At 66.3% G+C, this 24,181-nt stretch carries 22 protein-coding genes; 15 read left to right on the top strand and 7 right to left on the bottom strand.

Translation table 11 applies throughout. The features are described 5' to 3' along the window. Positions 1 to 329: 329 nt before the first annotated feature. The 7 genes from mnmC to AC3WLY_RS29890 all read left to right on the top strand — a co-directional run bounded on the left by mnmC (position 330) and on the right by AC3WLY_RS29890 (position 9,215). Positions 330 to 2,276, top strand: coding sequence for a bifunctional tRNA (5-methylaminomethyl-2-thiouridine)(34)-methyltransferase MnmC2/FAD-dependent 5-carboxymethylaminomethyl-2-thiouridine(34) oxidoreductase MnmC1 (gene mnmC, locus AC3WLY_RS29920; protein WP_492309648.1), 1,947 nt, complete (start codon positions 330 to 332; stop codon positions 2,274 to 2,276). A 673-nt stretch (positions 2,277 to 2,949) separates the two neighbouring features. Next, positions 2,950 to 4,164, top strand: coding sequence for a cation:proton antiporter (locus AC3WLY_RS29915; protein WP_175962664.1), 1,215 nt, complete (start codon positions 2,950 to 2,952; stop codon positions 4,162 to 4,164). Between the two features lie 14 nt (positions 4,165 to 4,178). Further along, complete coding sequence (locus AC3WLY_RS29910) at positions 4,179 to 5,294, top strand: YbdK family carboxylate-amine ligase (RefSeq protein WP_034183814.1); 1,116 nt, start codon at positions 4,179 to 4,181, stop codon at positions 5,292 to 5,294. 507 nt (positions 5,295 to 5,801) lie between these two features. Further along, a complete protein-coding gene (locus tag AC3WLY_RS29905) occupies positions 5,802 to 6,440 on the top strand; it encodes a MarR family winged helix-turn-helix transcriptional regulator (RefSeq protein ID WP_175962665.1) in 639 nt (212 codons plus the stop codon). Between the two features lie 28 nt (positions 6,441 to 6,468). Next, positions 6,469 to 7,179 carry a glutamine amidotransferase gene (locus tag AC3WLY_RS29900; protein ID WP_175962666.1) on the top strand — a complete coding sequence of 237 codons (711 nt, stop codon included), beginning with the start codon at positions 6,469 to 6,471 and terminating at the stop codon, positions 7,177 to 7,179. 213 nt (positions 7,180 to 7,392) lie between these two features. Continuing rightward, a complete protein-coding gene (locus AC3WLY_RS29895) occupies positions 7,393 to 8,505 on the top strand; it encodes an NADH:flavin oxidoreductase/NADH oxidase (protein ID WP_492309649.1) in 1,113 nt (370 codons plus the stop codon). Positions 8,506 to 8,684: 179 nt separating this feature from the next. Further along, a complete protein-coding gene (locus tag AC3WLY_RS29890) occupies positions 8,685 to 9,215 on the top strand; it encodes an SET domain-containing protein (protein WP_034183817.1) in 531 nt (176 codons plus the stop codon). A gap of 135 nt (positions 9,216 to 9,350) precedes the next feature. Here the strand turns inward: AC3WLY_RS29890 and AC3WLY_RS29885 are convergent, their stop codons facing one another. Beyond that, the gene (locus AC3WLY_RS29885; RefSeq protein ID WP_425131997.1) at positions 9,351 to 10,835 is read right to left on the bottom strand and encodes a sensor histidine kinase; all 1,485 of its coding nucleotides are present in this window, start codon (positions 10,833 to 10,835) and stop codon (positions 9,351 to 9,353) included. Positions 10,836 to 10,951: 116 nt separating this feature from the next. After that, positions 10,952 to 11,644 carry a response regulator gene (locus AC3WLY_RS29880; RefSeq protein ID WP_006401494.1) on the bottom strand — a complete coding sequence of 231 codons (693 nt, stop codon included), beginning with the start codon at positions 11,642 to 11,644 and terminating at the stop codon, positions 10,952 to 10,954. A gap of 122 nt (positions 11,645 to 11,766) precedes the next feature. Here AC3WLY_RS29880 and AC3WLY_RS29875 point away from each other — a divergent pair, with 122 nt between their 5' ends. Next, on the top strand, positions 11,767 to 11,997 hold the full coding sequence (locus AC3WLY_RS29875; RefSeq protein ID WP_034183818.1) for a DUF3717 domain-containing protein: 231 nt from the start codon (positions 11,767 to 11,769) through the stop codon (positions 11,995 to 11,997). A 91-nt stretch (positions 11,998 to 12,088) separates the two neighbouring features. Here AC3WLY_RS29875 and AC3WLY_RS29870 read toward each other — a convergent pair whose 3' ends face one another. Beyond that, positions 12,089 to 12,466, bottom strand: a complete 378-nt coding sequence (locus tag AC3WLY_RS29870; protein ID WP_492309650.1) for a 4a-hydroxytetrahydrobiopterin dehydratase — start codon at positions 12,464 to 12,466, stop codon at positions 12,089 to 12,091. A gap of 78 nt (positions 12,467 to 12,544) precedes the next feature. After that, positions 12,545 to 13,471, bottom strand: coding sequence for a phenylalanine 4-monooxygenase (gene phhA / locus AC3WLY_RS29865; RefSeq protein ID WP_310139224.1), 927 nt, complete (start codon positions 13,469 to 13,471; stop codon positions 12,545 to 12,547). Positions 13,472 to 13,577: 106 nt separating this feature from the next. Between phhA and AC3WLY_RS29860 the strand changes: the two genes are divergently transcribed. Further along, positions 13,578 to 14,063, top strand: coding sequence for an Lrp/AsnC family transcriptional regulator (locus AC3WLY_RS29860; RefSeq protein ID WP_006408082.1), 486 nt, complete (start codon positions 13,578 to 13,580; stop codon positions 14,061 to 14,063). A gap of 80 nt (positions 14,064 to 14,143) precedes the next feature. Here AC3WLY_RS29860 and AC3WLY_RS29855 read toward each other — a convergent pair whose 3' ends face one another. Next, positions 14,144 to 14,677, bottom strand: coding sequence for a class IV adenylate cyclase (locus AC3WLY_RS29855; RefSeq protein ID WP_072442643.1), 534 nt, complete (start codon positions 14,675 to 14,677; stop codon positions 14,144 to 14,146). 159 nt (positions 14,678 to 14,836) lie between these two features. After that, a complete protein-coding gene (locus AC3WLY_RS29850; protein WP_072442645.1) occupies positions 14,837 to 15,736 on the bottom strand; it encodes a LysR family transcriptional regulator in 900 nt (299 codons plus the stop codon). 551 nt (positions 15,737 to 16,287) lie between these two features. Between AC3WLY_RS29850 and AC3WLY_RS29845 the strand changes: the two genes are divergently transcribed. The 6 genes from AC3WLY_RS29845 to AC3WLY_RS29820 all read left to right on the top strand — a co-directional run bounded on the left by AC3WLY_RS29845 (position 16,288) and on the right by AC3WLY_RS29820 (position 23,218). Continuing rightward, positions 16,288 to 17,973 (top strand): GMC family oxidoreductase, encoded by a 1,686-nt coding sequence (locus AC3WLY_RS29845; protein ID WP_492309651.1) that lies wholly within the window; start codon positions 16,288 to 16,290, stop codon positions 17,971 to 17,973. A 448-nt stretch (positions 17,974 to 18,421) separates the two neighbouring features. Next, on the top strand, positions 18,422 to 19,201 hold the full coding sequence (locus AC3WLY_RS29840; RefSeq protein ID WP_006477266.1) for an ABC transporter ATP-binding protein: 780 nt from the start codon (positions 18,422 to 18,424) through the stop codon (positions 19,199 to 19,201). Beyond that, positions 19,198 to 19,953: an ABC transporter ATP-binding protein gene (locus AC3WLY_RS29835; RefSeq protein WP_492309652.1), complete on the top strand. Its 756-nt coding sequence runs from the start codon at positions 19,198 to 19,200 to the stop codon at positions 19,951 to 19,953. The genes AC3WLY_RS29840 and AC3WLY_RS29835 overlap by 4 nt, the downstream gene beginning before the upstream one ends. Positions 19,954 to 20,030: 77 nt before the next feature. Further along, complete coding sequence (locus tag AC3WLY_RS29830) at positions 20,031 to 21,230, top strand: ABC transporter substrate-binding protein (protein WP_072442651.1); 1,200 nt, start codon at positions 20,031 to 20,033, stop codon at positions 21,228 to 21,230. Positions 21,231 to 21,359: 129 nt separating this feature from the next. Beyond that, entirely contained in the window at positions 21,360 to 22,244 is an 885-nt protein-coding gene (locus AC3WLY_RS29825) for a branched-chain amino acid ABC transporter permease (RefSeq protein WP_034183825.1), read from the top strand. After that, positions 22,244 to 23,218 (top strand): branched-chain amino acid ABC transporter permease, encoded by a 975-nt coding sequence (locus AC3WLY_RS29820; RefSeq protein ID WP_072442717.1) that lies wholly within the window; start codon positions 22,244 to 22,246, stop codon positions 23,216 to 23,218. Before AC3WLY_RS29825 ends, AC3WLY_RS29820 begins: the two co-directional genes overlap by 1 nt. Before the next feature lie 491 nt (positions 23,219 to 23,709). Here AC3WLY_RS29820 and AC3WLY_RS29815 read toward each other — a convergent pair whose 3' ends face one another. Further along, the gene (locus AC3WLY_RS29815) at positions 23,710 to 24,108 is read right to left on the bottom strand and encodes a hypothetical protein (protein ID WP_492309653.1); all 399 of its coding nucleotides are present in this window, start codon (positions 24,106 to 24,108) and stop codon (positions 23,710 to 23,712) included. Positions 24,109 to 24,181: the final 73 nt, after the last annotated feature.

The following is a 24,181-nucleotide window of genomic DNA, read 5'->3' as shown; positions in this document are numbered from 1 at the left end:
CGCGAACCGTGCCGTCGAGAGTCAGACTCCGACGACACAGCGCCGAATCCTGGCCCGCGCGACGCGCCCTCCGGCTTGCCGGCGGCCACCCCGCGGTACGGCGTTGCTATGATAGCGCAGCGCAAACCCAATAACGACAAGGGTTTCAAAGATTTTCATCAGTATTTCGCCGAATGAATCGTCGATTGCCCGTTTTTTGACCTGCGCCAACCGGACAGGATACGCAGCGCGGTCCGCCCGTGCGCCGCCCCGTTGGCTTTTTCCAACGGCCGCTCGGACGACCCCGCGCAATCCCTTGCCAGGCTTGGCTGCCACGTTTTTTGTTTCGCATGCCCGACCGACTTGTTCCCGCCACGCTCGCACTTCGCGACGACGGCACGCTCGTTTCGCCCGAGTACGGCGACCTCCATCGCCGCGCATCAGGTGCGCTTGCGCATCACCTGTGCGTCTCCGGCAACGGGCTGCCGGCGCGCTGGCAAGGCCGCCGCACGTTCACGATCGTCGCGACGGGATTCGGCGCGGGCAGCCACTTCCTCGCGACATGGGCCGCGTGGCGCGACGATCCGGCGCGCTGCGAGCGGCTGCATTTCGTCGCAGTCGAGCCGCATCCGTTCTCGCGCGATGACCTGCGCCGCGCGGTTTCGCATATCGTTGCGAACACAACCATATCGGCCGACGTCGACGCAATGGTCGACGCCTGGCCGATGCTCGTGCCGGGCCTGCACCGGCTGGAATTCGACGCAGGGCGCGTGGTGCTCACGCTCGCGTTCGGCGATGCAGTCGACATGCTGACCAGGCTCGTCGCGCGCGCCGATGCGTTCTATCTTGACGGCTTCACGTCGTCGAACGACGAGGATCTCCGCGCGACCGACGTGGTTCGTGCGCTCGCAAAAATCGCCGGCGAAGGCGCGACGTTTGCAACGCATGCGAATTCCGGCGCCGTGAAACACGCACTCGGCGAATCGGGTTTCACGTATCGTGAAGTCGACGATTCGCTCGTCGGCGAATATGCGCCGCGCTGGCGTGCGCGCCGGCACGAGCCGCCGCGCGCACTGCCCGTTGCGGCACGCCGCGCGATCGTGATCGGCGCGGGCCTGGCCGGCTGCGCGGTCGTCGAACGCCTGGCCGCGCGCGGCTGGGACGTCACGCTGATCGAGCGGCACGAACGGATCGCAAGCGAAGCGTCGGGCAATCCGGCCGGCGTATTCCATCCGCTGATGACACGCGACGACAACGTCGCAAGCCGGCTCACGCGCAGCGGCTTCCTGCACGCGATCGCACGCTGGCGCGCACTCGAACGCGCGGGCCATGCGTTCGCGCGCAGCACGCACGGGATGATCCATCTCGCCGAATCGACCGACGACTTCGCGCGGATGCGCGATGCATTCGATGCGTTCGGCGCGCCGTCCGACTATGCGTCGCTGCTCGATACCGATGCCGCGCGCGCGCATCTGAACCTGCCGGTCGCGCATGGCGGCCTGCTGTTTCCGCATGGCGGCGCCGTCTGGCCGGCCGGGCTGTGCGCGGCGCAATGCGCGGCGGCCGGCGAACGCGTGCGCTTGCTCGCGTCCACCGGCGTCGCGCGGCTCGAGCGGCGGGGCGACACATGGCATGCGCTTGATTCGACGGGCGGCACGCTGGCCGAAGCGCCCGTCGTCGTGCTTGCGAACGCGGGCGACGCCGTGCGTCTCGCGGGGCTGCAGCATGTCGTGCTGCAACCGGTGCGCGGCCAGCTCACGCTGCTGCCGCCCGGCAGCACGGCGCCGCTGCCGTGCCCGGCGATCGGCGACGGTTACGCAGTGCCGCTCGACGACGGCACGCTGCTGATCGGCGCGACATTCGAACCCGACGACGTCGATCCGGCGATGCGCGCGGCCGGCCACGTCGAAAACCTTGACCGCGTGCGGCACCTGCTGCCGGGCCTGATCGGCGACGTTCCGGATCTCGACACGCTGCGCGGCCGCGTTGCATTCCGCTGGGTCGTCGCCGATCGTCTGCCGCTGATCGGCCCGCTCGCGGACGAAGCGCAGGCCGTCGCGAACGCACGCGCGCTGAGCGGCGCAAAGGCGCGCGACCTGCCGCGCACGCCCGGCCTCTACGGCGCATTCGGCTTTGGCTCGCGCGGCCTCGTGTGGGCCGCGCTCGGCGCCGAACTGATCGCATCGCAACTCGAAGGCGAGCCATGGCCGCTCGAGCGCGAACTCGCCGAAGCCGTCGATCCCGCACGCTTCCTGATCCGCGCACTGCGCGCACGCCGCATCGGTTCGGCCGGCTGATCGGCCGCGCGAATCGCTCACAGTTTCCCGATTTCCCTGCGCAAGGTTATCCACCCGGTGCTGTGGATAACCTTGCGAAATCCACACGCACTTCGTGTGTAATCACAGTGGACGTAAACTGGGCAACTTGGCACAGCTGTGAAACGGCCCCGAAGTTACTCATCTCAAACTTCTGTGCACGAACAGCCTGTGCAACGGGTTATGGTTTCGCCAACACGTTGATCCGTCAGCGTAAACCGAAGTTATCCACAGAACTGTGGGTCCTTTGTTAACTTCTACTACGTATATATACAGGTAAACCTTTGAAACCAAAGGCCTGTGGTGCCGCACAGCGCCGCGAGTCGTATTCAATGGGTTCCAGACCGAAAAAGCTGTGGCACAATCGGTTTCCTTCGCGTTCGTCCGGCCAGGCGCCGGACAAGCTTCAATGGAACGGTCGGCACGATTTCGAATCTGAATCTTCGAGACTGCGCAGTCCGTTCACACACCAGGCCGACAATCCAGATCGGCAACCTGTGCGACTTTCCGCCGGATGGCGGAACAGGCGGACCCCATGTCCCGCCGTCGTCGACCACAACAATCACATTCGGGGCGATACCCAGCCGGCGCGCATCCATTTCTGACGCTTGACCCCGCGTCGCTGGCGGTCGCTTCCAAAGGAGAAGTCACCACGATGAAGTCGGCGTTCTCATTTCTGCCCAACTGGCCGCTCGCGCCGGATGCCGTGTTCTGGGCCGGGCTCGCGCTGTTCGCGGCCGGCCTGTGTGGCGAACTGTGCTATCGCGCATGGCGCTTGCCGCGCATCACCGGTTATGCGGTAATCGGTCTCGTCGCCGGTTCGTTCGGATTCGGCGTGATCGACGCAAGCACCGACGAAACGTCGCGGCTGCTGATCGACGTCGCGCTCGGCCTGCTGCTGTTCGAGCTCGGCAGCCGCCTCGACCTGCGCTGGATCCGGCGCAATCCGTGGCTCGTCGCGTCGAGTCTCGCGGAAGCCACGCTGACGTTCGTGCTCGTGCTGTTCGTGATGCTTGCGCTCGGCGTGTCGGGAATGGTTGCGCTCGTGCTGTCGGCGATCGCGATCGCGACGTCGCCGTCGATGGTGATCCAGCTCAAGACCGAACTGCGCGCGGAAGGGCAGGTGTCGCAGCGCCTCATCACGCTCACGGCGCTCAACAGCGTGTACGCGATCGTGCTGACCAAGCTCGTCACGAGCTGGCTGCACCAGGAAGCGTACGGCAACGTGTTCGCGACGATCCTGCAGCCGCTCTACCTGATCGCCGGTTCGTTCTTCGTCGCGTATCTCGTCGCGCGTTCGTGCAATTTCCTGTTCCGCCACATGACGTCGACGATGCGCGACGAGCATTCGTTCGTCGCGCTGTTCGGGCTCGTGATGCTGGCGATCGCGGTGGCACAGGCGCTGAAGCTGTCGACGCTGCTCACGCTGCTGCTCGCGGGCATCATCGTGAAGAACCTCGAAGCGCGTCCGCAGCTGTGGCCCGAGCATTTCGGCACGGCCGGCTGGCTGCTGACGGTGGTCCTGTTCGTGCTGACGCTCACGTCGTTCACGTGGGGCGACATCGCGCTCGGCGGGCTGCTCGCGATCGTGCTGATCGTCACGCGGCTCGTCGCGAAGCTGGCCGGCGTCGTCGCGTTCGCGAAGCCGAGCGGCATCGGGATGAAGCAGGGCGTCGCGCTCGGCATCGCGCTGACGCCGATGTCCGCGCTGTCGTACCTGCTCGTCGACGATACCTACCAGCTCTATCCGAATTTCGACCCGCACCTGCGCGCGATCGTGATGTGCACGATCGTGATCCTGCAGCTCGTCAGCCCGTTCGTCGTCTACCGCTGCCTGTCGGCGGTCGGCGAACGCAGCGACAGCAACTGATTCCGGAACCTGCCATGGCACTCGAAACCTTCGTCAATTCCGAACCGTTCACGTTCGGCGTCGAACTGGAGATCCAGGTCGTCAACACGCACAACTACGACCTGACCAAGGCTGCATCCGACCTGATGCGCCTGATCCAGGGCGAGACCTTTCCGGGCAACATCACGCCGGAAATCACCGAGAGCATGATCGAGCTGTCGACCGGCATCTGCCATTCGCACGAGCAGGCGGTCAGCGAGCTGCATGCGATCCGCGACGTGCTCGTGAAGGCGGCCGACCAGCTCAACGTCGGGCTCGCCGGCGGCGGCACGCACGCGTTCCAGCAATGGAGCGACCGGCAGATCTACGATGCGCCGCGCTTCCAGTACATCTCCGAGCTGTACGGCTATCTGGCCAAACAGTTCACCGTGTTCGGCCAGCACGTGCATATCGGCTGTCCCGATCCCGACAGCGCGCTGTTCCTGCTGCACTCGATGTCGCGCTTCATTCCTCACTTCATCGCGCTGTCCGCGTCGTCGCCGTTCGTGCAGAACGTCGACACCGGCTTCCATTCGGCACGCCTGAATTCGGTGTTCGCGTTCCCGCTGTCGGGCCGCGCGCCGTTCGTGCTGACCTGGGACAGCTTCGAGGAGTACTTCATGAAGATGGTGAACACGGGCGTCGTCAACTCGATGAAGGACTTCTACTGGGACATCCGCCCGAAGCCCGGCTACGGGACGATCGAGGTGCGGGTGATGGATACGCCGCTGTCGGTCGACCGCGCGGCGGCGATTGCCTGCTACATCCAGACGCTCGCGCGCTACCTGCTGACCGACCGGCCGCTGAAGCTGTCGGAGGACGATTACCTCGTCTATACGTTCAACCGTTTCGAAGCGTGCCGTTTCGGGCTCGAGGGCACCTGCGTGAATCCTCAGACGGGTGAACGCCGCACGATCGCGGAAGACATCCTCGACACGCTCGACCGGATCGCGCCGCATGCGGCCGCGCTCGGTTCGCGCGCGGCGCTCGACGAGATCGGCGCGCTTGCCAAGGCGCGCGTGAACGACGCATCGTGGTTGAGAACCGTTTTCAAACAGGAAAAATCGCTGAACGAAACGGTCCGGCAGCAGTGCTTACGCTGGCGTGAATGAAAAAATGTTTTGCAGATTACAGGCTCGACCGCGTCGCGATTCGCTGAACGACGGCCGGCCCGGTTTCAGGCCGAAATCGTTGCCAGTCGCCCTGAAAATCTGTGGATAACCCGACATTCCTCTGCAAAGTCAACGATCTGCGGGCGGGATAACCCGGTGGATCATTGCCATTCACCCGATGGCCGATCCGAACAGGAAAATGCCGGCGCAGCCCGTTCAGCGGGTGCGCGGCATTGCAGGCACAACGAAAAAATTCAGTTATCCAGTGATTTTCCACAGAATGCAGGGGATAACTTAGCTGTGCGATTTTCCGCTCTCGCTTAGAATGTCGGCTTTGCGGACACCGGAACGACGCGTGTCTCACCGGTCGCCGCGAATGCGACCGCCGCGTGTGCCTCGCGACGGCCGTGCTGACGCACTCGCAAGAGCGCGTCTGTTTTGAGATGGACATTCGATCTCCACACTACGGCCGCTCGGCATTCCGGGCGGCGGCAAAGCGAAAAGACTATGAGCGAAGGCGTTTACGGGAACCAGGCTTCGGGACGTGTCACCCACAGCCTGCTGCGGTTGAGTACGGCCATGCGAAGCCAGGCATGGGATTGGGCGGAAGGCGCGGGCCTGACGCCGACGCAGGGCGAAATTCTCGTGCTGCTGCTGCAGCGCAAGGGCCCGATGCGGCTCGGCGAGATCGCGCGCGAGACGCAGCTCACCGCGGCGACCACGAGCGATGCGGTCAGCACGCTCGAGACGAAGGGGCTTGTCGAGAAGCGTCGTGCGCTGGACGACGGCCGCGCACTGGCCGTGCGCCTGTCGGCCCGTGGCCGCACGGCCGCGAAGAAGGCGCTGCAATGGCCTGAATTCCTGACGAAAGCGGTCGGCAAGCTCGGCGCGGACGAGCAGGGCGCACTGTATCGCGCGCTGCTGAAGACGCTGCGCGAGCTGCAGGTGGCCGGCGCGACGCCGCCGCAGCGCATGTGCTTGACGTGCGCCCACTTCCAGCCGGGCAAGCTGTCGAAGAAGACCGTGCATTACTGCGCGGCGCTCGACATCTCGATGTCCGACAGCGACCTGCGTCTCGACTGCTCGGTGCAGGAAGAAGCCGACGCGGCGACGCAGAAGAAGACCTGGAAGATTTTCGCAGGCTGACGTCCGTCGATCGACCGGGAGGCCGATGATGAACGCTGAAGTCGTGGCGATCCGCCATGTGCATTTCGAGGATCTCGGGAGCTTCGAGCAGGTGCTCGGCGAACGGGGCCGGCGGGTGCGCTATGTAGACGTCGGGTCGTCGCGGTTCGAGGTGCTCGACGTGCTCCAGCCGTCGCTGTTCGTCGTGCTCGGCGGGCCGCTCAGCGTGTACGACGATGCGCAGTATCCGACGATCGCACCGCTCGCGGCGCTCGTGCGCCAGCGCATCGACGCGGGGCTGCCGATCCTCGGCATCTGCCTCGGCGCGCAGTTCATCGCCCGTGCGCTCGGCGCGCGCGTTTATCCGGCTGCGCAGCACGAACTCGGCTGGGCGCCGCTGACGCTCACCGATGCCGGTCGCGCGTCGCCGCTGCGCCATCTCGATGGCGCGGCGACTTCGATGCTGCACTGGCACGGCGATACGTTCGACCTGCCGGGCGGCGCGATCCATCTCGCGTTGACGCCGGCCTGCCGCCACCAGGCATTCGCATGGGGGCAGCACGTGCTGGCGCTGCAGTGCCATCCGGAAATCCGCGCCGACCGCTTCGAACCGTGGCTGATCGGGAACGCCGGCGAAATCGCGGCGACGCCGGGCATCGACGCCCGTCAGTTGCGTGCCGATACAGCGCAGCACGGCCCCGCGCTCGAGACGGCCGCGCGGCGCATGTTCGCGGAGTGGCTCGACAGCATCGGGCTCTGACGCCGCGGGCGGCGCCGTTCGCCGCGAATCCTTGGCCCGGCCCGCATCCGTTGCAGGCCGGCGCATCGCTGCTTGCAACGCATGTCCCGCCGCGCCGGCAACCTGCTGCCGGCCGTACCTGACCATCCGCTTACTGCCGATCGCGCCATCTGCACGCTTCAAGCCTGCGTGCTACGCTCGTCCGCTCTTTCCCTTTCCAGGCGAGTGGCCTCCATGACTGCGCTGTTTTCCCCGTTCACGCTGCGCGGCGTGACCCTTCCGAACCGGATCGTGATCTCCCCGATGTGTCAGTATTCGGCCGAACGCGGCGAAGCGACCGACTGGCACATGATTCACCTCGGCCATCTCGCGCTGTCGGGCGCGGGCCTGCTTTGCATCGAGGCGACTGCGGTGGAGCCCGACGGGCGCATCACGCACGGCGACCTCGGCCTTTGGGACGATGTGACCGAAGCCGCGCTGAAGCCCGTGTTGGCCGCGATCCGCAAGCATTCGCCGGTCCGCATCGCGATGCAGTTGTCGCATGCGGGGCGCAAGGCATCAAGCGACGTGCCCTGGCAGGGCGGTCAGCTCGTGTCCGTCGCCGACGGCGGCTGGCTGCCGCACGGGCCGTCGGCCGTACCGCACAAGGAAGGCGAGACGCCGCCGCTCGCGCTCGACGCCGCGGGCCTGAACCGGATCCGCGATGCGTTCGCGGCTGCCGCGAAGCGTGCCGCGCGGCTCGGCATCGACGCGATCGAAGTGCATGCGGCGCACGGCTACCTGCTGCACCAGTTCCTGTCGCCGCTCGCGAACCGGCGCACCGACGAATACGGCGGCTCGCGCGAAAACCGGATGCGTTTTCCGCTCGAGATCTTCGAGATCGTGCGTGCGGCGTTTCCGGAAGACCGGCCGGTCGGCGTACGCGTGTCCGCGACCGACTGGGTCGAAGGCGGCTGGGAGCTCGACGACACGATCGCGTTTGCGCACGAACTGGAGCGCCGCGGCTGCGACTGGATCGACGTGTCGTCCGGCGGGGTGTCGCCGCTGCAGAAGATTCCGCTGTCGCCCGGCTACCAGGTGCCGTTCGCGCAGGCCGTGAAGCGCGCGGTCGGGATGCCGACGGTGGCGGTCGGCCTGATCAAAGAGCCCGCGCATGCAAACCGGCTCATCGAGGCGGGCGATGCCGATTTCGTCGCGATGGCGCGCGCGATGCTGTACGACCCGCGCTGGCCGTGGCATGCGGCGGCCGAGCTCGGCGCGCAGGTGACGGCGCCGCCGCAGTACTGGCGCTCGCAGCCGCGCGAGCACAAGGCGTTGTTCGGCGACATCGCGTTCGGCCAGCGTTGAAGCGTCAAGCGCGCAATATTGCGCGCGATGTTGAACGAAGCAATATCGAACGTGTAGGATGCGGGTGATTCGCCGCATGCCCCGACGCGGCACCGACCGGTGCCGCGTTTTCGTTTGGCGCGCGCCGGGCCGCGATCGCGGCCGTCTTCCATTCATTCGTCTTCACAAGGATTCGTTCGATGAGTTCACGCAGGATCGCGGTGCGCCGCTCGGGTGTACACGGCAAGGGCGTGTTTGCGGTGGCGCCGATCAGGGCCGGCGAACGCGTAGTGGAATACAAAGGCGAGCGAATTTCGTGGAAGGAAGCGCTGCGTCGCCATCCGCACGATCCGAGCGAGCCGAACCATACGTTCTACTTCGCACTGGACGAAGGCGGCGTGATCGACGGCAAGATCGACGGCAACAGCGCGCGCTGGATCAACCATTCGTGCGCGCCGAACTGCGAAGCGGAGGAGGTCAAGGGCCGCGTGTATATCCACGCGCTGCGCGACATCGGGCCGGAAGAGGAGCTGTTCTACGACTACGGCCTCGTGATCGATGCGAAGCTGACGAAGAAGCTCAAGCGCGAATACGCATGCCATTGCGGCGCGGCTTCGTGCCGCGGCACGCTGCTCGCGACGTCGGATGACGGCGAGAAGAAGAAAAAGAAGAAGGACAAGAAGGACGGCAAGTCCGAGTCCGGAGCGAAGGACAAGAAAAACAAGAAGTGAAGCCGGCGGCGGCGCATCGTGCGCGGCCGATTCAGCAGACGGCTGTCGAATTGCGCGGCAGTCCTTCCCGTTTCCTTATCCGTCGGGCGGCCCGGCAACGGTCGCTCGCCCGACGCGAATCGCCCGGGGAATCGCTCAATGCGCCGACGCGGTGGCCGGCGTTTCGCTGGCCGGTTTCTCCGTGCGCTGGGCGAGCGGCACCCGAACCACGAAGCGCGAACCGCCTTCCGACGCATCCTCGTACGATACGGTGCCGCCATGCATCGCGATGATGTCGTGCACGATCGCGAGGCCGAGCCCGGCGCCCGTCTCGACGCCGTTGCCGCTTTGCGCGTCGCCGCGGAAGAAGCGCTTGAACAGGTCGGCCTGCTGGTTAGCGGGTACGCCCGGGCCGTTGTCCTCGACGACGATCTCGGCGGCCGGCTGGCCGTCTTCGAGCGCACTGCGCGCGACGTTCACCGTGATCCGCGCGCCGTCCGGCCGCGCGAGCGGCACGTATTTCAGCGCATTGTCGAGCAGGTTCGCGATCACCTCGCGCAGCAGCACGGGGTTGCCGCGCACCATCAGCTTCTCGTCGTCGCCGGGGTCGTCGCTGCGCTGGAAGCCGAGGTCGACATGCGACGCGAGCGCACGCGGCACCCACTCGGCACCCGTTTCGAACGCCATCGCCGCGAGGTCGACGTCGACGAACCGCGCGGCCTGTTCGCCCGGCTCCGCACGCGCGAGCGACAGCAACTGGTTCGACAGCCGCACCGCGCGGTCGGCGGCCGCGCGCAGTTCGCGCACCGCGGCGAAGGTCTGGTGCGGGTCGCGTGCGACGGCTGCCTGCTCCGCATGCAGCTTCACGGCCGTGAGCGGCGTGCGCAACTGGTGCGCGGCATCGGCGATGAACTTGCGCTGCGCGTCGAGCGCGGTCTTCAGGCGGCCGAGCAGCGCATTCATCGCGCTCGTCAGCGGCCGGATCTCCAGCGGTACCTCGGTTTCGTCGACCGGTTCCAGCGACGTGTGAGTCTGCCGGTTCAGCGAATCGGCGAGATGCGTGAGCGGGCCGAGCTGCTGGTTCACGACGCGCCACACGATGCCCCAGCCCGCGAGCAGCAGCAGCAGCAACGGCATCATGATCGCGACGAGGAATTCGGCCGCGATCCGGTAGCGATGCCGCACCGGCTGAGCGACCTCGACGACCATCGGCTTGCCGCCTTCGACATCGTCGACGCGCACCTGCGCGACGCGCACCGCACGGTTGTCGTACTCGGCCTCGAACACGTACGCGTGATGCATGCGGCGCACGTTGATGCCTCGCAGCGGCAGCTTCGGATCGCCGGCGAGTTCCTGTTCGCCGTCGCTGATCCGGTAGATCAGCGCTTCGGCCGGATCGGAGAACATCGCCTGCGCGAGCGGCGGCACCGTGAACGGCGCATCGGGGCCGGCGATCTGGATCTGTTTCGAGATGGCGGTCGCGAGATCGGCGAGCGAGCGGTCGATCACGTGCTGCGTGTATTGCCACGCGAGCCAGTAGGCAATCAGGCCGCTCATCAGCGCGAGCATCGACAGCGGTGCGGCGAGGCGCCGGAGCAGCGAGCGGCGCAGGCTGGTGGTCACAGCCGGATCAGGAGACATTTCGACGGGCAAATGGATAAGCGCCGCTCACGAGGAGCGGCGCGGTCGTGCGCCGGGCGGCGACGCGGAGCAGCGCGCATACGCCGGCGGCACACGGCCGGCCGGCGCTCGGCCGCTCAGACGCTCGCTGTCTGGCGGATTTCCTGCAGCAGGTAGCCGAAACCGCGCACCGTGACGATTTCGACGCGGCACTGCTCGAGTTTCTTGCGCACGCGGTGCACATAGACTTCGATCGCGGTATCGCCGAGATCGCCGCCGAAATGCGTGAGGTGATCCTGCAACTGGGCCTTGCTGACGACGCGGCCGTGACGCAGCAGCAGCATCTCGAGCACCGCGAATTCGCGCGGTGACAGTTCGAGCGGCTTGTCGTCGTTGAAGATGCGGCGGTCGACGCCCGACAGGCGGACGCCGCCGAGCGACACTTCCGGACGCGGCATGTCGCTGTGCGGGCCGCTGCGGCGCATCACCGCGCGGATGCGCGCTTCGAGCTCGGCCGGCTCGAACGGCTTGAGCATGTAGTCGTCGGCGCCCGAGTTCAGGCCCTGGATCCGGTCGTTCAGCTCGTCGCGTGCGGTCAGCACGATCACGGGCGTGTGGCGGTTGGTCTGGCGGAAGCGCGTGAGCAGCGTCATTCCGTCGATGCCCGGCAGGCCGAGATCGAGGATCACGAGTTCGTGGCGGTTTTGTGCCAGCGCCTGTTCGGCAAAAATGCCGTCATGCACCATGTCGACGGTGAAGCCAGCCTGCTCGAGGCTGCTCTGGATACCGCGTGCGATGGGGCGGTCGTCTTCGATCAGAAGGAGTCGCATGAAGTTCGCTCAAGTACAATGGGTTGGCGGTTCAGGCACGCGGACAGCACGAAGCCGTTTCCACAGGGGCGCCGCATCGCGTGACATCAAGCATGGCGGCCAGCGAACGATTAAATCCAATCATGTCCGATATTTCGATCAACGACCTTGAAGCCGCGATCAATTTCTGGCGCGCCCGCTCGCCGTCGAGCGGCGACGAACTCAAGCTCTGCGAAGAGGCCAGCGCGCTCTCCAAGCCGTATGCGCTGCTGATTGTACAGCGCGAAAGCGCGCTGCAACTGGAAGGTTTGGACCCCAAGGCGCGGAAAGCATACGAGACTTACGTGCGGCTTAAGGATGGCTTGGAAAGCTGAAGGCTTTCGCTGACTACATCCTAGAAAACGTTCAGCGAAATGAAAAGTTGACGCCCGCGCGCCGAAAGACGCGCGGCGGCAGAGGAAGGGCTCAGGCGGCCGGTTGCGCGTGCGCGCCGGTGCGGTCGACGAACAGCGCGAGTTCGATGTCGCGTTCGGTCAGGCCGTCGGCGTCGTGGGTCGACAGCGTGATGTCGACGCGGTTGTACACGTTGAACCATTCAGGATGGTGGTTCATTTCCTGCGCCTTGATCGCGACGCGCGTCATGAAGCCGAACGCTTCGTTGAAATCGGCGAAGCGCAGGCTGCGCTGGATCGCGTCGCGGCCCGGCACGGCCGTCCAGAGCGGCAGGCCTTCGAGCCGGGTCTTGCGTTCTTCTGATGTGAGCTTGTGGATCATCTTGCACCTCTCGTTCGGTAACGGCGCTCGTGCGCGGCTGCGCCGCGCGGCGCAGCCGGCACCGGTCATTGTTTCATAGTTGTGGGACGGCCATCCGGGGACGGGCATCCGGGGACGGCCATCCGGCATCCGGCGCGCGCTGGCGCGTTACGCGTCGGCGTCGTCGGGCCAGCCTTCGCCCGTGCCGCGATGCAGCACGCGGTCGGTATCGAGCACCGCGCCGGCCGCGAATTCGGGCAGCGCCGCGAGCCGGTCGGCCAGCGCGCGGCCGTCGACGTCGGCGAGCGCGAACAGCTGCGCGAAATCGTCGATCACGAAGTAGGTCTTCTGGAACGTGTCGATCCGGTATTTCGTGCGCATCACGCGTTCGAGGTCGAAGCCGAGCCGGTTCGGCGCCGCGCTTTCGAGGCTGTACAGGCTCTCGCCCTTGCTCGACACGATCCCGGCGCCGTAGATCGACAGCCCGTTCGTGCCGCGCGGGTCGCGGATCAGCCCGAATTCAACTGTATACCAGTAGAGGCGAGCGAGCCGCGCAAGCGCCGCTTCGTCGTCGGCGACCGCGAGCGCGGTGCGGCCGTACGCCTGCATGTAATCGGCGAACACCGGGTCGATCAGCAGCGGCACATGGCCGAACAGGTCGTGGAAGCAGTCGGGTTCCTGCAGGTAGTCGAGCTGGTCGGGACGGCGCATCCACCAGGTGACCGGAAAACGCCGGTTCGCGAGATGCCCGAAGAATACGCGGTCTGGCACGAGGCCCGGCACGGCGACGATCTCCCAGCCCGTCGCGGGCTTCAACTGGCGGTTCACGTCCGCGAACGACGGTACGCGATCGGCCGGCAGGTCGATCTTGCCGAGCCCCGCGACGAACGCGTCGCAGGCGCGCCCGCGCAGCAGCGCCGACTGGCGTGCATAGAGCTGCTTCCACACCGCATGGTCGACCTGGCCGTAGCGTTCGAGCGGCTGGTCGATGGTGAAATCTGCGCGGGTTTCGAGGCCCGCGTCGAACTGCTCCTGCAGTTTCGCGGTGACGACGGTGGACATGATCAGGCTCTGCACGCTGTGGTTGGGAACCATGCAAGTGTAGAGCGGCCTGCGCGCGGAATGGGCGCAAAGTTGGCGTTGATTTGCCTGGTGATGCGATAATCTCGCATCAAATCACGAATCAATGCGGAGAATGCTCATGCTGGAACTTGATCACTTCGATCTCGCGCTGCTGGACGTGCTGCAGCGCTTCGGTCGCGCGACGCATCAGCAGCTCGGCGAGGAGGTGCCGCTGTCGCCGTCGCAGATCGGCAGGCGGCTGCAGCGGCTCGAGGCGGCCGGCGTGATCGAAGGCTACCGCGTGATGCTGCGGCCCGAAAAGCTCGGGCTCGGCGTCACCGCGTTCACGAGCCTGAAGCTCAAGCACCACGGCGATTCGATCATCGAGCAGTTCCAGCAGCAGATCGACGTGCTGCCGGAAGTGCTCGAATGCCATGCGGTGGTGGGCGATGCCGACTACCTGCTGCGAATCGTCGCGCCCGACCTGAACGCGCTGTCGCAGTTCGTGATGAAGAAGCTGATGCGCGTGCCGGGCGTCGACAGCGTGCGCTCGAACATCGTGCTGACGACCTTCAAACGCAACGGCGCGCTGCCGCTCGCCCACCTGGCGCCCGGCGCCGCGTGACGCGGCGGCCAGAGCAAGCCTGCTATCAGCGGGAACCGGCCCCAGGCGGCGCGTGCCGCACCGTCGCCGGCGGGGCCGGATCAGGCCGCTTCGTGCGGCGTGTCGGCGTTCAGCAGGTCGACGTACGCGACCGCGACCAGATCGTCCTGCGACACGCCGAGCTTCGTGAACACGTCGTGCGCTTCGGCTTCGCCGCCGGCTTCGTCGTCGTCGGGGCCGAGCACGACTTCCAGTTCGATGAAGTCGCCGAGGCCGTCGACGCGGTCGAGGTGGATGCGCGTGCGGCCCGCGAGGTACACGTGCCGTTCTTTCGTCACGATCCCGCGCGTGGTCAGCGCGGTCGCGAGCAGCGCGTGCATCGCGTCGGGATTCGTCACGGGGCTGCGCGTGTAGTACGACGCCTTCGGGCCGTCGCGGTCGTCGCGCTGGTAGAAGATCAGTTCGGCCGGCGTGCCGTCCTCGAAGCGGCGCAGCTTCAGCCGGCCGCGCGGCACGTCATAGAAGAAATCCTGCTGGCGGTAGAACAACGGTGCTTCGGCCGCGAGCGTCGCCGCGCGTTCGCGCAGCTGGTCGAATTCGCGGGCGCGGGCTTTGATCTCGATGTTGCGGGCCATGCGGGTCTCCTTCAATCGGGGTCTCGCGGTGTGCGAACGCTCAATCTAGCAAAAAGGCGGGGACGGCGGCATGACGACGGGCAGGGGGCGGCGAGATGACGCGTGTTGCGCGCGACGCCGGCGCCCGGCGTGTGGCGGCCGCGCCTTCATCAGCATCGCTCATATCGCCCACTGGGCTTCGATCAGCCGCAGCGCGGCCGCGATCGCCGGCTCGTCGCGCCGCTCGGCGAGCGTCACGAACGTCAGTTCGGTCGGCACCGTCACGCGTTCGACGATCGTCAGCGCGTGCGCGTGCGCTTCGGCCAGCGCGGTCGAGTCGCGCGCGAGCGTCAACCCGATGCCCGATTTGACGAGGTCGAGCATCGACTGCTCCTGGTCGACCTCGGCGACCTTCACGGGCTGCGCGCCGGCTTCCGCAAAGCGCCGCGACAGCAGCCGGTGATGCGCGGACGCCGGCGGCGTCCAGATCCACGGTAGCGCGGCGAGCGCGCGCCAGTCGTGCGCGCGCTGCACGCGCTCCTTCCAGCCGGCCGGCGCGAGCACGCGGTACTGGAAATGCGTGAGCGTGACGGTGTGGAACAGCGCGCCGTCGAGCTGATCGTCCTCGCCCGGCCGGCCGATGTAGTAGCCGACGTCGAGCGCCTGTGCGCGCACCTGTTCGATCACCCAGCCCGACATCCCGTGCCGCAGCGCGGTTTCGATCTGCGGATGGGTCTCGACCAGCGCGCGCAGGAAGCCGCCGAGCCGCAGGAAGCCCGGATCGAGGATCGTGCCGATCCGCAGCCGGCCGCGCACCTCGTGCCGCAGCGCAGCAGCGGCGCGCTGCACGTCGGCGGCCGCGGCGAGCGCGCGTTCCGCGTGCGGCAGCAGCGTCTGGCCGTCGCGCGTGAGCGCGAGCCCGCGCGACGTGCGCGTGAACAGCGTGACGCCGAGCGTTTCCTGCAGATGCTTGATCTGCAGGCTGACGGCCGGCTGCGTCAGGTGCAGTTGCGCGGCGGCGCGCGTCAGGTTGCCTTCGCGCGCGACCGTCGCAAACGCGCGGAGCAGGGTGAGATCCATCGTCGTGATATGAGCGCTGCTTATAACGCAGTTCAGCATAACTCATTGGATCGGCGGCCGGCAGCCGGAGTACGCTTCATCGGTCGCGTCGCCCGGCGCGTTCCGGTGGAATCGGGCGGGGAGTATGGCCGGGCAGGCGGGCGCTGCTGCAGACACCCGCCGTGACGCACTATGCTGGAAATGATGCGCGGCATCGCAGCGCGCGGCGCACAACAACGAGATTTGCATGGGACCGGCGTAAGCGCTAACTCCATTCAACCACGCCATGGGGCCAGCGTAAGTGCTAAAGCACGAACTCGGGTCGACAGCTTTGCATGGGACCACCGTAAGCGCTAAAGCGCTAACGTTGGTCGACCGCCGTGGGGGTGGAGTAAGCGCTGAAGCGCTAACTCCATCCAGCCACGCCATGGGACCAGCGTAAGTGCTAAAGCGCTAACTCAGGTCGACCGCCGTGGGGATGGAGTAAGCGCTGAAGCGCTAACTCCATCCAGCCACGCCATGGGATCAGAGTAAGCGCTGAAGCGCTAACTCTGATCGACAGGAGACAAGCAGTGACTACTCAACGCACGCTCGAAGGCGAATTCGACTACGTGATCGTCGGCGCGGGCACCGCGGGTTGCGTGCTCGCGAACCGCCTGACCGAGGATCCCGACATCCAAGTACTGCTGCTCGAAGCGGGCGGCAAGGACGACTATCACTGGATCCATATCCCGGTCGGCTATCTGTATTGCATCGGCAACCCGCGCACCGACTGGCTGTACAAGACGCAGCCCGAAGCGGCGCTCAACGGCCGCGCGCTGTCGTATCCGCGCGGCCGCGTGCTCGGCGGCTGCTCGTCGATCAACGGGATGATCTACATGCGCGGCCAGCGCGAGGATTACGACAGCTGGGCGCAGGAAACCGGCGATGCGGGCTGGTCGTGGGACAGCGTGCTGCCGATCTTCAAGCGCAGCGAGGATCACCATGCGGGCGCGAGCGACGCGCACGGCGCCGGCGGCTACTGGCGTGTCGAGAAGCAGCGGCTGCGCTGGGAGATCCTCGAATCGTTCGCGCAGGCCGCGCAACAGACGGGCATTCCGGCGACCGACGATTTCAACCGCGGCGACAATTCCGGGGTCGGCTATTTCGAGGTGAACCAGAAGCGCGGCGTGCGCTGGAATACGTCGAAGGCGTTCCTGCGGCCCGCGATGGCGCGCCCGAACCTGACCGTGATCACCGGCGCGCAGGCGCAGCGCGTGATCTTCGAAGGGCGGCGCGCGGTCGGCGTCGAGTATCACGGAGGCGGCACCGATTATGTCGCGCGTGCGCATGCGGAAGTGCTGCTGACGTCCGGCGCCGTGAATTCGCCGCAACTGCTCGAACTGTCGGGTATCGGCTGCGGCCGGCGGCTACAGGCGCTCGGCATCGACGTCGTGCAGGATCTGCCGGGCGTCGGCGAAAACCTGCAGGATCATCTGCAATTGCGGATGGCGTTTCGCGTCGAAGGCGTGCGCACGCTCAACACGCTGTCCGCGCACTGGTGGGGCAAGCTGATGATCGGCGCCGAATATGCGTTGCTGCAGCGCGGGCCGATGTCGATGGCGCCGTCGCAGCTCGGCGCGTTCGCGAAATCCGATCCCGAAGATCCCGCACTCACGCGCCCCGATCTCGAATACCACGTGCAGCCGCTGTCGCTCGAACGCTTCGGCGAACCGCTGCACAGCTTCAACGCGTTCACGGCGTCCGTCTGCCATCTGCGGCCGACGTCGCGCGGCAGCGTGCATGTCACGAGCGCCGATCCGGGCATCGCGCCCGCGATCGCGCCGAACTATCTGTCGACCGACCACGATCGCCATGTCGCCGCGAACGCGCTGCGCCTCACGCGCCGGATCGCGTCCGCGCCGGCGCTTGCGCGCTATCGTCCCGAGGAAATCCTGCCGGGCACACGGTATCGGACCGAGGCAGAACTGATCGAAGCGGCCGGCGCCGTCGGCACGACGATCTTCCATCCCGTCGGCACCTGCCGGATGGGGCGTGCCGACGATGAGCGCGCGGTAGTCGACAGCCGGCTGCGCGTGCGCGGCATCGCGGGGCTGCGGATCGTCGATGCATCGGTGATGCCGTTCATTACGTCGGGCAACACCAATTCGCCGACGCTGATGATCGCCGAGCGCGCGAGCGACATGATTCGTGCCGATCGCCGCGCGGCGCGCGACGCGACACCGGTGCGAACGGAGGCCACGGTGACGGCCGCGTGACGGTACGCTGACACGCGCGACAGCGGGCCGTCATGCGGGCGCCTGCTGATTCGATATGCGAAACAAGCTGCCGTGCCGTTGCAGCGGCCATGCCGGTTGCGGCGGTTCGAACGGCAAGATCCATGCGAGCCGCGCTGCTTTTTTTTAATTGCACGCGAGCCGCGCCGTGCGGGCGGTCAACAGTCGATGATGCACGTGTCAAAAAAGCGGGGCGAAAAACCGTGCATGGCCGCATGCGGCATCGCGGCCAGCCCTATAAGTGCAAATCCCGATGATTGCACTGCACCAACGGCGCGACAATGTTGCGCAATGTGCATACGCGTCGGCGCGGGAGACCACCCTCGAGGCGTACCACGGCGCCGGGGGCAGCCGGCTGATCCGCTGACCTGTTCGCGGCCGCTTGCGCCACGCTTCCCGGTGCTTCGCCTGACTTCGTACGGAAGGGAACATGATTCTCGGCGACACGATTCTGGAAACACGCGGACTGACGAAGGAGTTCAGGGGTTTCACCGCCGTGAACGGCGTCAACCTGCGTGTGCGGCGCGGCGCGATTCATGCGCTGATCGGGCCGAACGGCGCGGGCAAGACGACCTGCTTCAACCTCCTCACCAAGTTCCTGACACCGACGGCCGGCCAGATCGTCTTCAACGGGATCGACATCACCGACGAGCGGCCTGCGCAGGTGGCACGGCGCGGCATCATCCGCTCGTTCCAGATCTCGGCCGTGTTCCCGCACCTGACCGCGCTGCAGAACGTGCGCATCGGCCTGCAGCGCGCGCTCGGCACCGAATTTCACTTCTGGCGCAGCGAACGCACGCTGAAGCGGCTCGACGATCGCGCGATGGATCTCCTCACGCAGGTCGGCCTCACCGATTTCGCGCACGTGCCGACCGTCGAACTCGCGTACGGCCGCAAGCGTGCGCTCGAGATCGCGACGACGCTCGCGATGGAGCCCGAACTGATGCTGCTCGACGAGCCCACGCAAGGGATGGGCCACGAGGACGTCGACCGCGTGACCGCGCTGATCAAGAAGGTCGCGAGCGGCCGCACGATCCTGATGGTCGAGCACAACATGAACGTGATCGCGGGCATTTCCGACACGATCACCGTCCTGCAACGCGGCGAGGTGCTGGCCGAAGGCTCGTATGCGGAAGTGTCGAAGAATCCGCTCGTCATCGAGGCCTACATGGGCAGCGCCGATGCGGCGCTCGCGGGGGCGCACGCATGAAGCACAGCGAACGGGAGGAACGCGAATTGAGCGGCGTCGAGAGCGGTACGCCCGCGCTGGAGATCACGGGCCTGGAGGCCTGGTACGGGGAATCCCACATATTGCACGGTGTCGACCTGACGGTGCACCGCGGCGAGGTCGTCACGCTGCTCGGCCGCAACGGCGCGGGCCGCACGACGACGCTGCGCGCGATCATGGGCCTCACGGGGCGCCGCAACGGGTCGATCAAGGTCGCGGGCAACGAGACGATCGGCCTCGCGACGCACCGCATTGCGCATTTCGGCATCGGCTACTGCCCGGAGGAGCGTGGAATCTTCTCGAGCCTGTCGTGCGAGGAGAACCTGATGCTGCCGCCGCCGATCGGGTCGCGCGAGCATGCGATGTCGCTCGACGAGATCTACGCGATGTTCCCGAACCTCGCGTCGCGCCGGCAGAGCCAGGGCACGCGGCTGTCCGGCGGCGAGCAGCAGATGCTCGCGGTCGCGCGGATCCTGCGCACCGGCGCGAACCTGCTGCTGCTCGACGAGATTTCCGAAGGCCTCGCGCCGGTGATCGTGCAGGCGCTCGCGCGGATGATCGTCGCGTTGAAGGCGCGCGGCTACACGATCGTGATGGTCGAACAGAATTTCCGCTTCGCCGCGCCGCTTGCCGACCGCTTCTACGTGATGGAGCACGGCCGTATCGTCGAGCATTTCCGTGCGGCCGAACTGGAAAGCAAGATGCCGACCCTGCACGACCTGCTTGGGGTATGACGCCGCCCCGTTTCCCTTGCCGCTAGCCGTGGCGGCCCTCGAACAACCACAACGCATCAGAACAACAGGAGACGTCAATGAAAATGAAGACCCTCGCACACGCCTGTCTCGCGCTCGCGACCGCCGCACTCACCGCCGGCGCCGCGCATGCCGCGGATACCGTGAAGATCGGCTTCATCACCGACATGTCGGGGCTTTACGCGGACATCGACGGGCAGGGCGGCCTCGAGGCGATCCGCATGGCGGTCGCCGACTTCGGCGGCAAGGTGCTCGGCAAGCCGATCGAGGTCGTCTATGCCGATCACCAGAACAAGGCCGACATCGCCGCATCGAAGGCACGTGAATGGATGGACCGCGGCGGGCTCGACCTGCTGGTCGGCGGCACGAACTCGGCCACCGCGCTGTCGATGAACCAGGTCGCGGCCGAGAAGAAGAAGGTCTACATCAACATCGGCGCGGGCGCCGACACGCTGACCAACGAGCAGTGCACGCCGTACACGGTCCACTACGCGTACGACACGATGGCGCTCGCGAAGGGCACCGGTTCGGCGGTGGTGAAGCAGGGCGGCAAGTCGTGGTTCTTCCTGACCGCCGACTACGCGTTCGGCAAGGCGCTCGAGAAGAACACGTCGGATGTCGTGAAGGCGAACGGCGGCCAGGTGCTCGGCTACGTGCGGCACCCGCTGTCGGCGTCGGACTTCTCGTCGTTCCTGCTGCAGGCGCAGTCGTCGAAGGCGCAGATTCTCGGCCTCGCGAACGCGGGCGGCGACACGATCAACGCGATCAAGGCCGCGAAGGAATTCGGCATCACGAAGACGATGAAGCTCGCCGCGCTGCTGATGTTCATCAACGACGTGCACAGCCTCGGCCTCGAGACGACGCAGGGCCTCGTGCTGACCGACAGCTGGTACTGGAACCGCGATGCGGCATCGCGCCAGTGGGCGCAGCGCTACTTCGGCAAGATGAAGAAGATGCCGTCGAGCCTGCAGGCGGCCGACTATTCGTCGGTGACGACCTACCTGAAGGCCGTGCAGGCAGCCGGCACGACCGACTCCGACAAGGTGATGGCCGAGCTGAAGAAGGCGAAGGTCAACGACTTCTACGCGAAGGGCTACATCCGCGCGGACGGCAGCATGATCCACGACATGTACCTGATGGAGGTGAAGAAGCCGTCCGAATCGAAGGAGCCGTGGGACTACTACAAGGTGCTCGCGACGATTCCGGGCGAACAGGCGTTCACGACCAAGCAGGAAACGCGCTGCGCGATGTGGAAGTAAGCGCGACGTAGCGGCGCGCAGGGGCGCGCCGCGCGGTGGCGGCTGCAGCGATGTGCCCGCTGCGCCGCCCGCGTGTGCAATGCAGAAAGGTTGCGCACGCAACGAAAACTCATTCTGATGGCTAAGTCGATGGAAATCTTTGGCATTCCGTTGCCGGCGATGCTGAGCCAGTTGCTGCTCGGGCTCGTCAACGGCTCGTTCTACGCGATCCTGAGCCTCGGGCTCGCGGTGATCTTCGGGCTGCTCAACGTGATCAACTTCGCGCACGGCGCGCTGTTCATGCTGGGCGCGATGCTCGCGTGGATGGGGCTGTCGTATCTCGGGCTGCCGTACTGGGCGATGCTCGTGCTGGCGCCGCTGGTCGTCGGCGCGTTCGGGATCGCGATCGAGCGCTCGATGCTGCGCTGGCTGTACAAGCTCGATCACCTGTACGGGCTGCTGCTGACGTTCGGCCTGACGCTCGTCGTCGAGGGCGTGTTCCGCTCGATCTACGGCGCGTCGGGCCAGCCGTACGACGTGCCGTCGCAGCTTTCCGGCGCGACCAACCTCGGCTTCATGTTCCTGCCGAACTACCGCGCGTGGGTCGTCGTCGCGTCGCTTGCGGTGTGTCTCGCGACGTGGTTCGTGATCGAGAAGACGCGCCTGGGCGCGTATCTGCGCGCGGGCACCGAGAACCCGAAGCTCGTCGAGGCGTTCGGCGTGAACGTGCCGATGATGATCACGCTCACCTACGGCTTCGGCGTCGCGCTCGCCGCGTTCGCGGGCGTGCTGGCCGCGCCGGTGATCCAGGTGTCGCCGCTGATGGGCCAGCCGATGATCATCACCGTGTTCGCGGTGGTCGTGATCGGCGGGATGGGCTCGATCCTCGGCTCGATCGTCACGGGCCTGATGCTCGGCGTGATCGAGGGTTTCACGCGCGTGTTCTATCCCGAAGCGTCGGCCACCGTCGTGTTCGTGATCATGGCGATCGTGCTGCTGTTCCGCCCGGCGGGCCTCTTCGGCAAGGAAAAATGATGCAGAGAAAAGTGCTCTACGGCGTGCTGCTCGCCGCACTGCTCGTCGCGCCGTTCATCGGCGCGTATCCGGTCTTCGTGATGAAGGTGCTCACGTTCGCGCTGTTCGCGGCCGCGTTCAACCTGCTGATCGGCTATACGGGGCTGCTGTCGTTCGGCCATGCGATGTTCCTCGCGACCGCCGGCTACGCGACCGGCTATTCGATGCAGACGCTCGGTTTCACGCCGGAGCTCGGCGTGCTCGTCGGCACCGTCGCCGCGACGCTGCTCGGGCTCGTCGTCGGGTTGTTCGCGATCCGCCGGCAGGGCATCTACTTCGCGATGATCACGCTCGCGTTCGCGCAGATGGTCTACTTCATCTACCTGCAGGCGCCGTTCACGCACGGCGAGGACGGCCTGCAGGGCGTGCCGCGCGGCCACCTGTTCGGGTTGCTCGACCTGTCGAACGACGTCGCGCTGTACTACGTCGTGCTGGCGGTGGTCGTCGTCGCGTGCGCGTTCATCGTGCGGGTCGTCCATTCGCCGTTCGGGCAGGTGCTCGTCGCGATCAAGGAGAACGAGGCGCGCGCGATCTCGCTCGGCTACGACACCGACCGCTTCAAGCTGCTCGCGTTCATCCTGTCGGCCGGGCTCGCGGGGCTGGCCGGCTCGCTGAAGGTGCTCGTGCTCGGCTTCGAGACGCTCTCCGATGCGCACTGGACGATGTCGGGCCTCGTCGTGCTGATGACGCTCGTCGGCGGGATGGGCACGCTGTTCGGGCCGTTGCTTGGCGCGGCGCTGATCGTCGCTTTGGAAGACCGGCTGGGCGACATCGGCGAATGGCTCGCGTCGACGACGGGCGTCGCGTGGTTCCATTCGCTCGGCGAATCGACGACGATCGTCACCGGGCTGATCTTCATCGCGTGCGTGCTCGCGTTCCGGCGCGGCATCGTCGGCGAGATGGTCGCGCGGATCAAGCCGCTCAGGGCGTCCTGAGCGCATGCCGCGCGCGTCGCGGCACGTTGATGCGAAGCACCATCCGGCGCGCTCCGGAACGGCGTCGCAGCGGGCTCGAGACGGTGCCGCGCGGCAGGCTGGTGCCCCATTTTCGTGCGGCGATGCACCATAGGGGTAAATGCTAAGTTGCCGTGGTGCTTAAGCCTCTTTAAGATTCATTTCAGTTCTGATGCACCGCGAAACGAATTTGCAGGTGGAGAACGAGGAGACAATCGAGGCACAAAGTGCCCGGACCCCAAAGCGCTGTTGGACGGAATCCAACAGCGCTTTTTCATTTGCGTGCACGGATTTCCACCGATGGTGCATCGGCCTGCGCAATTGCCGTATTCCGCGCTTGCGTTCGCACCGCGTCTTTTCCGCGCTTCGCCGCGTCCCCCGTTTTTCCCTTTCCCGCAATCCGGTCGTAGATGGCGCGTTGCGATGCGCAGGCCGTCCGGGCTTACCCGGTTGGCGTGCGCGAAACGCGTCCGTTACACTTGGCTTTCGCCGACCGCGCGGTCGGGAAAATCGGTCGGCAGTTCTCCTACAAGCACAATGCAGAAGAGGGAGTACGGTTGGATGAGCAGCGCAGGACGATGGATCGGGGCAGAAAGGGCGGCTGGCGCCGCTCGTTCGTCATTGGGTGCGCATCGGTACTTCCCGGCCTTTCCGAGCCGTCCTGCGGCCGGTACGCGCGTTCCTGCGCAATTCGCCGGCATGGCGCCTTCGCCGGTCGTTGCGCTCGCACCCGTTTCGGCATGAACCGCCGCTTTTCCGATCTTTCGCCGCCGCCGCGCGTGGCCGGACCGAGCCCGGCCGGCGCACTTTCCGATGATCGTTGCGCGCGCATCGATCTCGCGCACGCTCCCGCATTTCTTCGCCTTCTTCATCCTGACGACACTGGTGCTGCGCATCGTGACGGTCGAACAAACGTGTCGGCCGCGATGTACGCGCACGCGCCGC

The sequence above is a fragment of the Burkholderia sp. FW306-1C-G01B genome (assembly GCF_058781685.1).
This window is presented reverse-complemented; position numbering and strand designations above follow the sequence as displayed.